The organism is Corynebacterium pseudodiphtheriticum DSM 44287 (assembly GCF_000688415.1).
Lineage (GTDB): Bacteria > Actinomycetota > Actinomycetes > Mycobacteriales > Mycobacteriaceae > Corynebacterium > Corynebacterium pseudodiphtheriticum.
The window spans coordinates 171,749-186,894 of sequence record NZ_JIAH01000006.1 but is presented as its reverse complement, the minus strand read 5'-3'; the positions used below and the strand labels follow the sequence as shown (position 1 = coordinate 186,894).

Sequence of the window (15,146 nt, the reverse complement as noted above, 5' to 3'; positions counted from 1 at the left end):
CATGCCGGTTTAGCAGACCCCATAGTCAGATAGACTCGGGCGTTCTAGACTTTGTGTCTGCGTTAGCGCTGATATTGCCCCATTCAACTTTAAATGTGTCGCTTCGGTAGTTCGTCCTAGTTTGTCTGAACCAAGGCAAGGATACTGTTCGGCCCGTCCAAGAATTGTGGCCGCAACTACATCTGCCATTGGGGCTAATTCTGCCAGGGGTTTGTTCCGATGATGTCGGGTACCTAGCTCTACCTGAGTAATAGCAGCAGCACCATAGGCGCCAGCAATATCGATCAACAATCCAGCTTCGACACCAAATCCACCGACAAAAGGAAGCGTTAACGCCGCTGAACGTCGAATCGCATATTCCCCACCCAAAGGTTGCGCGATGTGTGCCAAATGCGGAAATAGTAGTCTTAGCAGGGGTTTCGCAGTTAGTTCCGTCACCCGTCCGCCGCCACTATCGGCACCCTGGTAGCCCCGACGATAGATTGGTTTCACAAGTTGCTTGGTACTATCTTCTGCCAATGGTCGCGCAAGTCTGCCGACTAGTTCAGCAGGGGGCTCTACCAAATCGGCGTCGACAAATACGACATAATCCCCGCATGCTTCTGCAACTCCACGCCACAACGATTCTCCTTTGCCTGGCTGTGTTGGCACACCGCGGCCCGGCGCAGCATCCTGCCAGTTAATAACCTTGGCACCAGCAATTTTCGCACGATGGGCAGTGGCATCGGAAGAATCAGCATCGATAACGATGATTTCTCCAGGCTGCTCTGCAGCAATTGCAGCCACTACTTGCCCAACAGTATTTTCTTCATCGAGTGCGGGGATCACTACGCTTACGCGGTGCATGAAGTCGGTAGCCTGCATCATAATAGCCCGCGAATGGTGTCTTCAGGCGCGCGTAAACCTGCAATTGCTTCTGTCATTTTAATGACATCGAGAGTTTCTGCCACCTCGTGTACGCGGAAAGCTGCTACCCCACGAGCAGCAGCCCATGCGGTTGCTGCCAGTGTCCCGACGACTCGCTCACGGGGCGCTCGTTGTAATGTTTCGCCGATAAAATCTTTATTCGACAGTGCCATAAGAACCGGCCATCCGGTCGCAACAAGTTCATCGCAACGGCGCAATAATTCCAGCCCATGAAAGGTATTTTTTCCGAAATCATGCGTGGGGTCAATGAAGACCTTATTTTCCGGCACACCGCAGGCTACGGCACGTTCTGCTAATGACGTGGTCTGTGCAATCACATCAGCTACCACGTCGTCGTAGTGCACGCGATGTGGGCGGGTGCGCGGAGTGTTGACTCCGGTATGCGAGCAAACGTATCCGACCCGGTGTGCCCCGGCAACTTCAATGAGTTCTGGGTCATATCCGGCCCACGTATCGTTAATGAGCCTAGCTCCGGCGCCAATCGCTGCCTCGGCGACATCAGCACGCCAGGTGTCCACAGAAATGGTGACGTTAGGGTTTAGCTCATACACAGCAGCGATCGTTGGGATTACCCGGTCGATTTCCTCTGCGACATCAACGTCGTCACCGGGCCCAGCTTTTACTCCTCCAACGTCGATAATGCTCGCCCCATCGGCAATGGCTTGTTGTGCACGTGCCAACGCGGAATCTTCGGCAAAAGTCGCGCCTTTATCATAAAACGAATCTGGGGTGCGATTAATAATCGCCATGATCTCAGTCATCAACTCTAGCCTTACTATCTGCGGTGTTCGTCTCAGTAAAACGTTCGTGGACGCGCACAATATGGGCAATAGCCTCGTCTACGTCGTCAGTCACGATGAAGAGATCTAGATCGGCCTGATCGATCATACCTTCTGCGACCAGACGTTGCTGCAACCAATCCACCAGGCCAGACCAAAATTGCTTCCCGACAAGCACGATCGGAAAGCTAGTAACTTTTTTGGTTTGCACCATGCACAGGACTTCAAATAACTCATCGAGCGTTCCCAAACCTCCAGGTAAGCAGACGAATGCTTGGGAATATTTCAAAAACATGGTCTTGCGTGCAAAGAAATAGCGGAAATGAATACCTAACCCAATATAGTCATTGAGTTGCTGCTCAAATGGCAGCTCGATGCCTAGCCCCACGGACCGGCCACCGGATTCGAAGGCTCCTTTATTGGCGGCTTCCATCAATCCTGGTCCACCCCCGGTGATCACTGCGTAATCATTCTCAACTAGTTTGGCAGCGATCTGCTCGCCCCACTCGTAGTATTCCTGCCCGCGTGGGATTCGGGCAGAACCAAAAACCGTCACCGCTTTCGGCAACTTCGCCAAGGCATCAAAGCCAGATACAAATTCGCCCTGGATGCGTAAGATCCTCCAGGGGTCGGCATGCATCCAGTCATGGTCAGCACTGCGTTCCAATAAGCGCTGGTCATAAGTTGATTGCGAAAGGTTTTCGTCGCGCGTGATCACCGGACCCCGCATATTCATTTCCCGACGCTGGCCGTCACGCCTTGCATCGCCGTCACGCCTTGCATCACTATTGTCAGCTTCGTGGGCGGAGTAATCTGCATGCGGGGAACATTGTTCATGCGGGGGCACTGAACGCTCTTTGGGGGTTTCTGCAGCCATATTAGGAAGGTAATTCCTCTTTCTGGAGGTAGTCAACAAGTTGTTGCGCTACCTGGGTAATCTGCGCTGTCGGGCATTGTTCATCGCGTTTATGCGCAAATCCTGGGTCCCCGCAACCGAAGTTGACGGCTGGCACACCTAGCGCACTGAACCGAGCTACATCGGTCCAACCAAGTTTCGCGCGATAATTTCCGCCTACCGCTTCTAATAAGCGCTTAGCGACGGGCGCCCCCAGGCCTGGTAACGCTGCGCCTGCACTGTCATCAATTTCCACGCTCAGTAGCGAATCGTCGGCGAGATTTCTAAGCCCCAATACCTCGAGTGCGTGTGCGAGTGCTTCGTCTTCACTACGGTCCGGGGCGTAACGGAAATTCACGAACATCCATGCATCATCCGGAATAGTATTTGTCGCAACTCCTGCTTCCAGGTGCACAATATTGAGGCCCTCGCGATAAGTACAGCCATCAATCGTCACTTTACGTGCCTCATAATCGGCGACTTTGACCATCACCGGCGCCAGAGTATGGGCTGCATTCGATCCCAACCATGACCGAGCAGAGTGCGCGCGTTGTCCACGCGCAGAGATTTTCAACCGCAGAGTTCCCTGACAGCCGGCTTCAATCATGCCGCCTGATGGTTCACCCAGTAGTGCCAGGTCGCCAGCCAACCACTCAGGGTGATCGCGTTGCAGATGGTACAGACCGTTGTACTTGGTGGCTACCTCTTCGCCCTCATAGGCGATCATCGTGAGATCGCACGAAAGATTGCCGGTTTTTACCAACCGCGCAAAAACGTGTAGGTAAACAGCCAAACCAGATTTCATATCGGTAGTTCCGCAGCCATGCATAATTGTTTGCCCATTCGCATCCTCAGTCAAATGGTGCGGCACGTTATCCGCAATAGGAACGGTATCCACGTGACCTGCGAGAACAACGCGGGTATCACGCCCGGTATTGGTTTTTGCGCAGACCGTATTGTTATAACGCTGCACCACAAAATCGATTGCTGCATGCTTCCGAACTGCGTAGAGCGCGGATTCGATGGCATCAGCAATATTCTTTTCATCATGGGACGGTGATGCAATGTCTACCAATGCCGCAGTCAAAGAGACTGGGTCAGCATCGAAATCTAAGTACGGCACAGCCTGCTCCCCGGAATTCCGCGAGCTATCTTCTTGTTCACTAGACGACTGATGTTTTTGCTCGAGTGGTGTCTTCACAGTGCCCAAGCCTACCGCGCTTGCGGTCTGCATTCGCACCCTATTTTGCACAAACTGCCGGTTCACTCCCCTTCGATACCGCAGCAACTAGCATATTTTCTTGCTCGTGAGTCCACGATCCGGACCATCCGAGGACAAGTAACCGGCATTTACTTCGCCCCGTATCGTGAGCAAGAAAACGTTCTGGACTAGGGTGTTGAGTATTCTGCAAAGCGATTGTTCATTTTAAGCAACAGTCACCGGAGCCATCGGACGCAGATCGACCGGCCATAGCGGGACCGGCCGAAGAGAAAAAGAAAGGCGCAACTCATGTCGCAACCGCAAGCTGGGGCGTCACCAGCGAAAAAACAGGGCGCGAACCTGATGAAAACCCGCCATCTGACCATGATGGGGCTGGGTTCTGCTGTCGGTGCAGGGCTGTTCTTAGGGGTCGGTCTGGGAATCCAAATTTCCGGCACCTCAGTATTGCTGTCCTATATCGTCGCCGGAATTCTTGTCACCCTGATCATGCGCATGTTGGGTGAAATGGCCGCCGCCCGGCCATCATTGGGCTCTTTTTCGACGTTTTCTGGCATGGCTTTCGGTAACTGGGCACGATTCACCAACGGCTGGATTTATTGGTTCATGTTAGTCATGGTGATGGGAGCGGAAATCACCGGAGCATCAGCGATTATTGGTGCCTGGTTTGGTATTGCACCAGTGATTCCGGCCCTCGTCGTTGTTGTCCTTTTTGCTCTGGTGAACTTCGCTAACGTCCGTGGTTTCGGTGAATTTGAGTTCTGGTTCGCCATCATCAAAATTGTGGTGATCATTGGTTTTATTGGCATAGGTTTGCTACTGATTTTCGGCTTGTGGCCGAATGCTACAGGCGCTAACCCCGGCGAGTTCATTGAAAACTTTGCCCCTAACGGTCTCTCCGGCATTGCCGCTGGCCTATTGGCAGTTGCTTTCGCATTCGGTGGCATCGAACTAGTGACCATTGCTGCCGCAGAATCAGAAGATCCAGCAAAAAACGTCAAGACAGCAGTCAATGCGATCATTTTCCGTATTCTTTTCTTCTATATCGGATCCGTACTGGTCATCACACTGCTCTTACCTTTTGATTCCATCCAAGACGCAGACGTTGCTGCAGACTCACCGTTTACCCAGATTCTGTCCATGGCTAATATCCCTGGGGCAGCTGGATTCATGGAACTGATCATCGTTATCGCTCTGCTTTCAGCTTTCAACGCACAGATCTATGCCACCTCGCGCCTGGTATTTAACATGAGCCGCGATGGAAATGCCCCAGCAATTTTCTCCAAGGTCAACAAGGCATCAGCACCACAAAACGCGGTCGTTCTCTCAGTTATCTTCGCTTTTGGTTCAGTCGCGCTGCAATGGTGGAATCCACCTGGGCTACTGGAATTCTTATTCAACGCCGTGGGCGGATGCTTGTTGGTAATTTGGATTCTCACCATTTTGTCGTACTTGAAATTGCACCCAGTGATGAAGCGCAACGGAGAACTGGGAGAACTCAACGCCGGTTTTTACCCATGGGACGCATATATCTCGTTGGCTGCGCTGGCTGGCATCATGATCCTCATGCTGACCGACCCAGGAGCGCGCGGTCAACTACTAGCAGTCGCTGTACTGCTTTCGGGGTTGCTCATCATTTCGATATTCGTGGGACAAAACCGCAAACGCAAAGGCCTATCCAACGTCGTTAAGCAATAAAACCACAATATTTCGGGTATGCTCGAACTCGGATAGCAAGCCACAATTGCACCCGCAATCACAGTTGTGACATGCACAGTTGTGACTTGCGCGCTTGTGACTTGCTTTGACAGTTTCCGAAACAGAATAGGTAGCAGCTTTTCTATGACTTCAGCATCGGCACGTGGACTCGCGACTGTCACTCATGACGGCACCGTCCTCGACGTCTGGTATCCCGCACCAAAGCTCGGAGAATCCGTCTCCTCCAGCAAAACGAGCAAACTAGACGAGGTTCCCCAACAATTCGCCAACCTGGTGGGGCCAGACGAAGAGCGAGGGGTCGCGCGTATAGCTGTGCGTACTGACATCGCCGATTTAGACCAAGCCCCCAAGGATACTTACGACGCTTACCTGCGCCTGCACTTGCTATCGCACCGCTTGATCAAACCCCATGAGCAGAACCTCGAGGGTTTATTCGGCCTGTTAGCAAATGTTGTGTGGACTAACTACGGACCATGCGCAGTGGAAGATTTCCAAATGGTGCGAGGCCGCTTGGCAAGCCGTGGCCCAGTTACCGTCTACTCTGTCGATAAATTCCCGCGTATGGTCGACTACGTAGTGCCATCAGGAGTGCGCATTGGTGATGCAGACCGGGTACGCCTCGGCGCTTATCTCGCAGAAGGTACCACCGTCATGCACGAGGGCTTTGTCAATTTCAATGCCGGTACTCTTGGCTCCGGCATGGTCGAAGGCCGGATATCTGCCGGTGTAGTCGTAGATGACGGTTCTGACGTCGGCGGCGGAGCCTCGATCATGGGCACTCTTTCCGGTGGCGGAAAAGAGGTTATCTCCGTCGGTAAGCACTGCTTGCTTGGTGCTAATGCCGGAATCGGTATCTCCTTGGGCGACGACTGCGTCGTAGAGGCCGGATTGTATATCACCGGTGGCACAAAGCTCACCGTCTTCGGACCGGTAGCCGAAGCCATCGGAGTGTCTCATGGATCAACGGTCAAGGCCAGCACCCTTAGTGGTGCCAGCGGTATTTTGTACCGCCGCAATTCAGTCTCCGGTTCTGTGGAGGCCACCGAATGGAAAGCTTCGGCGGTCCAGCTCAACGAGGAACTACACAATAATTAAGGGCTAAAACCAAAGCGCTGCGGCATAGCTTCCGGTGACGGAAAGCACCGCAACCTAAGATATTGGGGAGTCGAGAACCACTCGGCTCCCCTTTGGGCTTTTTCGGAAAGTCCAAAATTTATTAATCACAAAATTAACTGGCATAGAAACCAATATCGACAGCGCACTGGCCCAATAAAACTTCGTGCGCAGCCCAGTGGAATCGTCAAAGACACTTTCTGAGAGTGCAATTGGCGAGCCTGGGTTCATGAGCAGCACCAAAACAATCTGTGATACCACAAGAGCACCAATACCAGTGATCATAAATGGCACAAGCCCGCGAATCCACCCCACCGAAGACACGCCTTTAAACGTCCACGATCGGTTCAACTGATAATTCCAAATATTCGCAATGACGAACGCCACCACGGTAAAAACGTTATACCAGCGGATGTTGAAATCAGTGCCCAAAAGTGGCAGAAAAACCTCACGCTCGTTTAACGCAAAGACCACCTCTGCGAATTTTTTGCAAATATATACAACGGTGAGGTTGACGATCACTCCGGAGCCACCGACCATCCCAAATTGGATAAATTGACGGAGGCTCGCTAACGTCTGCACCGTCTTCGGAGAAGTTTCGGCCACAAAGTCCCTTTCGACGATTGACCAAGCCACTATTTATCAGAGCACAATCGCGAAACCGCGGCTGCTATACGCTCATCCGTTTCGGTCAGCGAAATACGCACATGGTTTTTACCCTTAGGGCCGTAGAACTCTCCGGGAGCAACGAGAATGCCACGCTCCGCAAACCAGTTCACAGTGTCACGACAGGGCTCATCGCGGCTCGCCCACAAATACAGCCCGGCCTCAGAATTATCAATCCGGAAACCAGCGTCCGATAACGCGCCAAGCAGCTTAGCTCGCCGTTCACCGTAAATCTGTTTTTGTGCTAACTCATGGGCGTCGTCGTCCAAGGCTGCCACCATCGCTGCCTGAATTGGCCCCGGAACCATAAGACCAGCGTGCTTACGTGCCTGCAGCAAAGCGTCGATAATTTTCGGGTCTCCCGCCAAATATCCGGCCCGATACGATGCGAGATTAGAAGTTTTCGATAAGGAATGAATGGCAATCAAGTTGGTAGTATCACCGTCACACACCCTCGGATCCAGGATAGACAGTGGTTCGTCTTCTCCCGCAGACTGCCACCCGAGACCTAAATAGCATTCGTCAGACGCGACAATGACACCGCGAGATTGCGCCCACCCCACCACTTTGCGCAGGTGCTCAATGCCCAAAACTTTACCAGTTGGGTTCGATGGGCTATTGATAAACAGCAAATCGGGGCGCGCTGGGCCGATCTGTGTCAAAGAATCTGCACGAAGAACATTTGCTCCTGCCAAGCGCGCAGAAACTTCATAAGTCGGATACGCCAGCTCCGGTATCACCACAAACTTGGCGCCCAGCAATGTTGGTAACCAGGCAATCGCTTCTTTTGTTCCGACGACCGGCAAAACTGCCTCTACGTGCATGTGATATCTACGCCGCAGCGCAGACGAAATCGAATCGCGTAGCTGCGCAGTGCCAGCAGTTTGTGGATATCCTGGCGCGGAACCGGATTCTGCCAATGCCAGCTGGATGCCTGGGGCTACTGGGTCGACTGGGGTTCCAACCGATAAGTTAATGATCCCGTCGGCATGCGATTCCGCAATCTTTTTCGCGTCGGTCAAGCTGTCCCACGGAAAATCTGGAAGAGAAGGGGTACGCATCATGATTTTAGTCCTTAATCGCTAGTTATTCACCGACGTGGGCTAAGGGATTTTTCTCCCTGGCCAGGCAAGCGCGCCAAGTAGCCAATTAGGCGTCCACGTCTTGGTTTTGTGGCGGAAGCTTGGCAATCATTGGATGGTCAAAGTCTTGTGGCCCCAAGCCAGCGGCACCACCTGGTGAGCCGAGGTCATCAAAGAATCCGACGTTGGCATCGTAATATTCTTCCCACTCGTCAGGGGTATCGTCTTCGTAAAAAATTGCTTCTACTGGACAAGCTGGCTCACAAGCACCACAATCCACACATTCATCCGGGTGAATGTACAGCATGCGCTTGCCTTCATAGATGCAGTCGACCGGGCATTCTTCCACGCAACCGCGATCCATCACATCCACACACGGTTGGGCAATGATATAAGTCATGGGCTCTCCTGATTGATATTCACTATTTCGGTACGACAGCTTTATGGTTTTTGATGACCGACCAAGCTGCTCCTGCTAAGACGGCACATACCAAAGCCACCACGTACGCGACCGCAGCTGACGTGGGCGACATCAGCCCAACTACTCCCACCCAGACTACCGCGGGCAGTAGCTGAATAAGGTAGTTTGCCGACCACAACGTGGCGGTTTTCACCAAAACCATGACCCAGCCGTAGGCTAATGGAATAGTCCACGGCAGGTTCGTAACCTCTACTGTGATGGTAGCGGGCAAATACCAGAGACAAAAAACCGCACCTATTGCGGCAAAAGTACAGAGCCAGGCTAATGCCCCGACAACCTCACTACGACTGAATTCGGTTCGTATTACGCGTTGTCCCACCGGTGCTGCTCCTGTGCTCGAGCAACCGGTCCGGGACCAAACGGCAACTGGTAGTGTTCAGTTCGCAAAATGGGATAAGCATATAGATTCGACAAGGCGTATACCCCGGCAATGGCATCATCATGAGAGGCCACCACCCTATCCGGATTGACGGTCGAAGCTCTTCCGTCGGCGATCCAAACTTGCGTGGCGTGTGCTGCCATTGCTTCACGTTTAGCAGTCACTTCAGCTGGGCTGAGTTCCAAGCCGACATCGACAAAATCATCGGTTCCGTTGAATAAATATTCCTGCCCCGGCCATTGCCAACCCTCTGGCAAAACAAACTGTTGCTGCCCATCTATTACGTCTTGCCGGTACAACACTGACCACCACACTTCAGGATCAATTCCAGATGCATGAACCCGAGACAACGCCTCGTGCGTAGCATTGTGTGCGGCAATGTGATCAGGGTGCCCATATCCCCCGTCAGGGCCATAGGTAATCACCAGATCAGGCGCCTCGGCCCGGAGAAAATCCTCTATAGCAGCTGCCGCTCGTTCGATATTATTTACCAATGCGTTAGGATGCTGCGCGGACTCAGCCCCGGCCATACCGGAGTCTCGCAGATTCAAACGTTGGCCAGAAACTTGTAAGACCTCTAGCGCTTCTGCCAGTTCGCCCAAACGAAATTGAGCCAGATCATCAACGAGTTCCGCCCTGCCAATAATTTCGCCTTCCTCGCCATTCGTGCATGTCAGCACTGTGACCTCGGCGCCTTGTTTAGCAAACCGTGCTAACGCCCCGCCTGTCCAAATAGATTCGTCATCCGGATGCGCGTGGACGGCTAAAACCTTCATTATCTTCCTCCGAGGATAGGGGCCGGGTACCGTGAAATCTGATTGTACCCAGTCCACGTACTACCCTTCTTGCGGGTTTTCTATCTGGAGCCCTCGACCAACACCGCCCACGCCGGCTTTATCCCCAGCAGTCAATAAACGCCACTGTGGAGCCGATTTCAGCCCAGCTGGCCACCGCTCTAACTGTTCTTCCGGGCCAATAATCCCACTGCCCAGAACCCGGATTCTTCGTTCACCGAGCACAGGAATTTGCAATACGTATTCGGAATCTAAGCTACTAACTAAATCAAGTCCGTATTCGGCATCTACACTGCCTTCGAGAACCTGAATCCACGCATCGTCGAAATCTGGTAGGCACTGTGGAATCCACGCGGCTTTCTCAGTACTCAACCCCGGGGCACGACAGAGTAGTTCGTCGGCGAGGTTCACAGAAGAAGCACTCGTATCTTGCCAACTCACCACTGCATCGACGTCCCCATTTGGCACCATTTCTCTGGCGATAGTAGCAAAATCATTTGCAACGACCTCAGCATGGACTCCCACCGCGACCAACTTATCAACCACTGCAGCTGCTGCAGCACTAGCAACGGGATCGGTGGGATCAGCGGCAATCCTTAGTGGACGCTGCAGAGTGCTGCTTTCGCGTAACCGTTCCACTTGCGCGGCAGTCGCGTCACCGTCAATAGTGTTTTTGTTGGCATCGGGTGCTTCCTCACCTCGGGTTTCACTATGGGCGCCGGATTCTGCATATCCCGGGACTCTCACGTCCGTTCGTCGACCAGCCGCTTGTACGGCTACCTCGGGTCTATCAATCAATCTGGCAAACTCGGATCGAGCCAATTGTTGGCTAAAAATCGGTGACTGCGTCAACAAATCAATCTGCATTTGCCTCGGAGTATTGAAGCGGAAAACCTGTGTTCCCGGCAACGAGTTGTAGGCAAGGAATGTGGTTTCTTCAGGGGTGAGATCTGCAAACGATATCTGGCCGGAACGCATGAGATCAAGCCCTTGCCTGGGGTTTCTAATCTCTGTCAGTTCAATCACGTCGATGTTGGCCGGGTCGGCACCCCAGAATCGATCATTACGATGCAATGTTAGCTTGCCACGTGCCCAATCAACACTGTCGATTTGGTAGCGACCTGCACTGGAAGGTATTTCTCTTACTGCTGCGAACGGGGCATTCATCAAGTGCGCCGGCAAGAGATAATGGAATAATTCTTGCCAGTCGTGTACACGCTGGGAAAAAGCAACTTCAACCACTTTGCCCCCGGCGGTAGAGGTGATGTCCGAAATTGCAAAATATCCTGAAGCGCGCACCACACCCGGAGTTGTCGTCATCTGCTGCCACAAATAAATAAAATCTTCGCCGGTAATTGGGGTTCCGTCAGACCATTGCGCTTGCTGTGCGATTTCGTAACGGACTCGCTGCACGACGACTTGGTCTTCAGCACCTTCCGGTTTGGGCTCTGTGGCAACGGCGTCTGTGTCCACGCCTGTTAGTTCCACTTCTTCGGCCGAGTCCAATAATTCCGTAATTTCGCCGTTCACAAAAGCAGATGGCAAGGCCAATGCTGCAATATCATCGACGACGGCTTGTTGGTTCGCCTGCAAATGTGGATTCAGCCCGTTGTGTATTGGGTCAATCCCAATGCCTACTTGGGATTCTTCTACCGAATTGCGGCGGCCTCCTGAACGTTCTTTTGCACCATGATCCGCCCCTGCGTGGTTTTCCGAGGAATTAGAGCTTGCCTTGGCATCACCACGGGCTACATCCGCCGCACTAGATTCAGCTTCTTGTCCGGTTTCGATCGGTGGTGGCCCTGGGTTGGCCACGCATGAAGTCAATAAACCAGCAGCAGCCACGATGACTAACGGAAATCTATAGCTCCGGGTGACTTTCATCACCCAATTTTTATCCGCGCCTATCGCGGCGGCATTTCCTAATCTGCGCATCATGGCTGTTGGTGCGGATCTATCCGCTGTTTCTGCGAATTACTTCTGATTTTTCGCACGCGAGGCTGCACGACGACGTTCAGAAGCGTTCAGCTCAACCTTACGTACTCGTAGAACCTCCGGGGCTACTTCAACGCACTCGTCATTGCCGCAGAACTCCAAGGCTTCTTCCAACGACAAAGTCTTAGCTTTTGCCAGCGTAACGGTAGTGTCCGCGGAAGCTGCGCGCATATTCGTCAGCTTCTTTTCCTTCGTGATGTTGATGTCCATATCTTCATCACGGTTATTAGCACCGACGACCATGCCTTCATAAGCTTCGGCGCCCGGTTCAACGAAGAAGTTGCCACGATCAGCCAGCGACATCAAAGCAAACTGGGTGATCTTGCCCGAACGGTCAGCCACAAGCGAACCGGTTGCGCGCGACTTGATCTGCCCGGCCCAAACATCCATGCCATCAGACATGGAGTTCGCGATGCCGGTACCACGGGTTTCAGTCATAAACTGTGTGCGGAACCCAATCAGGCCACGGGCTGGAATACGGAAGACCATGCGAACCCAATCGCCTTCTTTGATGTCCATGGACTGCATCTGGCCTTTCCGGCCTGCCAATAGCTGGGTGACATTACCTTGGAATTCACCAGGCACGTCGATCGTGACGATCTCATAAGGCTCATGCACCTGTCCGTTAATCGTCTGTGTAACAACCTCTGGCTTACCAACGGTCAACTCAAAACCTTCGCGACGCATCGACTCAATGAGAACCGACAAAGCCATTTCGCCTCGTCCTTGCACTTCCCATGCATCTGGCTTTTCAGTCGGCAAAACGCGCAGCGAGACGTTACCAATGAGTTCCTGGTCCAGACGGTTTTTCAGCAACCGAGCTGTCATCTTGTCGCCACCGCCGCGTCCAGCCAACGGAGAAGTATTCACGCCAATCGTCATGGAGATTGCTGGCTCATCGACAGCGATACGAGGTAGCGCCTTTGGAGATTCTGGATCAGCGACGGTATCGCCGATCATGATTTCAGGGATACCTGAGATCGCAACGATGTCACCTGCGATAGCTTCTTGCGCTGGTTTGCGATCGAAGCCTTCTGTACGCAGCAGCTCGGCAACCTTGACATTGGTAGTCTTTTCGTTGCCGTCTTCGTCGTAGTGAATCCAGGCCACCTGCTGCCCTTTGGTAATCTTGCCTGCGTACACGCGTAGTAGCGCCAAACGGCCAAGAAAGTCCGAGGAGTCCAGGTTGGTGACATGCGCCTGCAACGGAGCATCAACGGTTGCAGATGGCTCCGGCAGAACGTCGTAGATCACATCGAACAGTGGTTGCAGATCTTCTGAATCTGGAACATTGCCATCTCCCGGATTTTCTGTCGAGGCCTTGCCTTCACGCCCAGACGCGTAAAGAACCGGCAAGTCCAGAAGTTCTTCCGCTGCTGCAGCGGCCTCTTCGTTTTCCAATCCGGCGGCGATTTCCAGCAACAAGTCCTGGGATTCTTGCACAACGGCATCGATGCGAGCGTCTGGGCGGTCAGTCTTGTTGACCGCGATGATCACCGGCAACTTCGCTTCCAACGCCTTGGTGAGAACGAAACGTGTCTGTGGAAGTGGCCCCTCGGCGGCATCGACAAGCAGAACTACACCGTCAACCATCGAGATTCCGCGTTCGACTTCACCACCAAAATCCGCGTGGCCCGGGGTATCAATGACGTTAATGATAAGGTCAGCACCGTCTTTACCAAGACCTTTACGGCGGACCGCAGTGTTTTTCGCGAGGATCGTAATGCCACGCTCTTTTTCCTGGTCATTCGAGTCCATGACGCGATCATTTACTTCGCCATGTTCGCCGAACGCTCCGGATTGCTCGAGCATCCCGTTGACGAGCGTGGTTTTGCCATGGTCGACGTGTGCGACGATTGCGACGTTGCGGAACTCAGTGTTCACAGTACTCCTGAAAAATCGTGGGTTTTAACGGTTCAACGATACTCCCCTTGCCCATTCGTTGCACCTTTTCTTTAATGCAATGCCCCCAATCCCCCATAAATCACAATACGAGCACCGAAAACCAATTGTCGTTTGCACCAGGCGGCTTACACCATGCGGCTAACCGTCTTGAGCTCTCTTGAGTTTTCTAAAGAAGCTTGCTCGAGGCTGCAGTTCACACGCGCGGATAATGATGGTTAGGTGACGGATAGAGCACAAATCTCGACATGAAGGCAATAACGCACCCCTATTGCAGATAAGGAACAACCCAACTAATGTTGTGAGAATTGTGAGCAATGTTTTTAGTGTTACTCATGTGACGCCCAAGTGTCGACTACTTCGCTCCATTCATCTTATTCAACGGTAATTTCACAGCTATCGTTCACAGACCATTTCCCGGAGGAACACATGGTTGCAGCCCCCCGCACCCGCACAGTCATAGCTAGCATCGTCGCCAGCTGTGCCTTACTCGCGTCATCGGCACTGCAGGCTCACGCAGCCCCCCAAGCATCCAGTGTGTTACCTGCACCGAACCCTGCCTCGCAACAGGGACAACTGCTCAGTAGTCAACTCAACGATCTGTTTACCCGGTATTCTCCAGTCGATCACCTGGGGCGACCAACTCCGGAAACAGCCGCCCAAATCCGCGGTTTCGCGCACCAGCCATGGGTCCCGCCACAGGCAAAAGACGCCATCTTACAGGCACTGGATTTCGCAATCGGAGCAGGTGAAACTGGCGGACCGGATTTACCTAAACAAGGCCCACAATTCACGCAATTTGGCTGGCCTACGGTCGCCGGTTCCTGCATCAACGGCGCTCATAACAGCGTCGGTACAGCTATCGCAGTACCAGGCCCCGCAGACATTCCCTTGCCTGGCGCCAAAGCACATGAAACCGCTTTCTTGTTCACAGCATTAGGCACCGCACCCGCCGCACAACACCAAGATATGCGCGCTCATTGGTTCAACCTCTCCAATGGCAGGCGCGGCAGCATCAGTCTTGGAAACCACGGTATTAATCCAGAAGGGCCGGCAACCATTTCTGGTGTCGCGGACACCGGTCGCGGGATTATCGTGGTCTTACTAGAAGGCAGCGTCCACACAGAAGATAGCACCTGTAACTACTTCCCTACCGCCGCGATCATTACTAGCTAACACTTCACAGGTCACGATC

Annotated in this window: 14 protein-coding genes; 3 read left to right on the top strand and 11 right to left on the bottom strand. The window is 53.0% G+C overall.

Annotation, left to right across the window (positions count from 1 at the left end; translation table 11 throughout):
• Positions 1-9: 9 nt before the first annotated feature.
• The 4 genes from O146_RS11045 to dapE form a co-directional block, all read right to left on the bottom strand.
• A complete protein-coding gene (locus O146_RS11045) occupies positions 10-846 on the bottom strand; it encodes a glucosyl-3-phosphoglycerate synthase (RefSeq protein ID WP_081820572.1) in 837 nt (278 codons plus the stop codon).
• Positions 847-863: 17 nt separating this feature from the next.
• Entirely contained in the window at positions 864-1,688 is an 825-nt protein-coding gene (folP, locus tag O146_RS0103920) for a dihydropteroate synthase (RefSeq protein WP_197490255.1), read from the bottom strand.
• On the bottom strand, positions 1,681-2,442 hold the full coding sequence (locus tag O146_RS0103915; RefSeq protein WP_051137479.1) for an LOG family protein: 762 nt from the start codon (positions 2,440-2,442) through the stop codon (positions 1,681-1,683). The genes folP and O146_RS0103915 overlap by 8 nt, the downstream gene beginning before the upstream one ends.
• 142 nt (positions 2,443-2,584) lie before the next feature.
• Positions 2,585-3,802: a succinyl-diaminopimelate desuccinylase gene (gene dapE, locus O146_RS0103910; protein ID WP_369707485.1), complete on the bottom strand. Its 1,218-nt coding sequence runs from the start codon at positions 3,800-3,802 to the stop codon at positions 2,585-2,587.
• 309 nt (positions 3,803-4,111) lie between these two features.
• Between dapE and O146_RS0103905 the strand changes: the two genes are divergently transcribed.
• Together O146_RS0103905 and dapD are read left to right on the top strand one after the other, a co-directional pair.
• Positions 4,112-5,518, top strand: coding sequence for an amino acid permease (locus O146_RS0103905; RefSeq protein WP_021353042.1), 1,407 nt, complete (start codon positions 4,112-4,114; stop codon positions 5,516-5,518).
• A 144-nt stretch (positions 5,519-5,662) separates the two neighbouring features.
• Positions 5,663-6,634: a 2,3,4,5-tetrahydropyridine-2,6-dicarboxylate N-succinyltransferase gene (gene dapD / locus O146_RS0103900; RefSeq protein ID WP_027017713.1), complete on the top strand. Its 972-nt coding sequence runs from the start codon at positions 5,663-5,665 to the stop codon at positions 6,632-6,634.
• Between the two features lie 54 nt (positions 6,635-6,688).
• Here the strand turns inward: dapD and O146_RS0103895 are convergent, their stop codons facing one another.
• From O146_RS0103895 to typA, 7 genes are all read right to left on the bottom strand, one after another.
• Positions 6,689-7,192, bottom strand: coding sequence for a GtrA family protein (locus O146_RS0103895; RefSeq protein WP_126849698.1), 504 nt, complete (start codon positions 7,190-7,192; stop codon positions 6,689-6,691).
• A gap of 95 nt (positions 7,193-7,287) precedes the next feature.
• Positions 7,288-8,382 carry a succinyldiaminopimelate transaminase gene (gene dapC / locus O146_RS0103890; RefSeq protein WP_027017712.1) on the bottom strand — a complete coding sequence of 365 codons (1,095 nt, stop codon included), beginning with the start codon at positions 8,380-8,382 and terminating at the stop codon, positions 7,288-7,290.
• 85 nt (positions 8,383-8,467) lie between these two features.
• Positions 8,468-8,800: a ferredoxin gene (gene fdxA / locus O146_RS0103885; RefSeq protein ID WP_021353038.1), complete on the bottom strand. Its 333-nt coding sequence runs from the start codon at positions 8,798-8,800 to the stop codon at positions 8,468-8,470.
• Positions 8,801-8,822: 22 nt separating this feature from the next.
• Positions 8,823-9,092: a hypothetical protein gene (locus O146_RS11040; RefSeq protein ID WP_126849615.1), complete on the bottom strand. Its 270-nt coding sequence runs from the start codon at positions 9,090-9,092 to the stop codon at positions 8,823-8,825.
• A 92-nt stretch (positions 9,093-9,184) separates the two neighbouring features.
• On the bottom strand, positions 9,185-10,036 hold the full coding sequence (locus tag O146_RS11035) for a PIG-L family deacetylase (protein WP_035000535.1): 852 nt from the start codon (positions 10,034-10,036) through the stop codon (positions 9,185-9,187).
• A 60-nt stretch (positions 10,037-10,096) separates the two neighbouring features.
• Positions 10,097-11,938 (bottom strand): ABC transporter substrate-binding protein, encoded by a 1,842-nt coding sequence (locus O146_RS11030; RefSeq protein ID WP_051619240.1) that lies wholly within the window; start codon positions 11,936-11,938, stop codon positions 10,097-10,099.
• A 90-nt stretch (positions 11,939-12,028) separates the two neighbouring features.
• Positions 12,029-13,933 carry a translational GTPase TypA gene (gene typA / locus O146_RS0103860; protein ID WP_021353033.1) on the bottom strand — a complete coding sequence of 635 codons (1,905 nt, stop codon included), beginning with the start codon at positions 13,931-13,933 and terminating at the stop codon, positions 12,029-12,031.
• Between the two features lie 447 nt (positions 13,934-14,380).
• Between typA and O146_RS0103855 the strand changes: the two genes are divergently transcribed.
• Positions 14,381-15,127 (top strand): Rv1157c family protein, encoded by a 747-nt coding sequence (locus tag O146_RS0103855; protein WP_021353032.1) that lies wholly within the window; start codon positions 14,381-14,383, stop codon positions 15,125-15,127.
• The last annotated feature ends 19 nt before the right edge of the window (positions 15,128-15,146 follow it).

Bases quoted from the DNA above. Each gene is read 5' to 3' on its own strand.
- O146_RS11045 (WP_081820572.1), bottom strand. From the start codon at position 846: ATGCACCGCGTAAGCGTAGTGATCCCCGCACTCGATGAAGAAAATACT.
- folP (WP_197490255.1), bottom strand. From the start codon at position 1,688: ATGACTGAGATCATGGCGATTATTAATCGCACCCCAGATTCGTTTTAT.
- O146_RS0103915 (WP_051137479.1), bottom strand. From the start codon at position 2,442: ATGAATATGCGGGGTCCGGTGATCACGCGCGACGAAAACCTTTCGCAA.
- O146_RS0103905 (WP_021353042.1), top strand. From the start codon at position 4,112: ATGTCGCAACCGCAAGCTGGGGCGTCACCAGCGAAAAAACAGGGCGCG.
- dapD (WP_027017713.1), top strand. From the start codon at position 5,663: ATGACTTCAGCATCGGCACGTGGACTCGCGACTGTCACTCATGACGGC.
- O146_RS0103895 (WP_126849698.1), bottom strand. From the start codon at position 7,192: ATGGTCGGTGGCTCCGGAGTGATCGTCAACCTCACCGTTGTATATATT.
- dapC (WP_027017712.1), bottom strand. From the start codon at position 8,382: ATGATGCGTACCCCTTCTCTTCCAGATTTTCCGTGGGACAGCTTGACC.
- fdxA (WP_021353038.1), bottom strand. From the start codon at position 8,800: ATGACTTATATCATTGCCCAACCGTGTGTGGATGTGATGGATCGCGGT.
- O146_RS11035 (WP_035000535.1), bottom strand. From the start codon at position 10,036: ATGAAGGTTTTAGCCGTCCACGCGCATCCGGATGACGAATCTATTTGG.
- O146_RS11030 (WP_051619240.1), bottom strand. From the start codon at position 11,938: ATGAAAGTCACCCGGAGCTATAGATTTCCGTTAGTCATCGTGGCTGCT.
- O146_RS0103855 (WP_021353032.1), top strand. From the start codon at position 14,381: ATGGTTGCAGCCCCCCGCACCCGCACAGTCATAGCTAGCATCGTCGCC.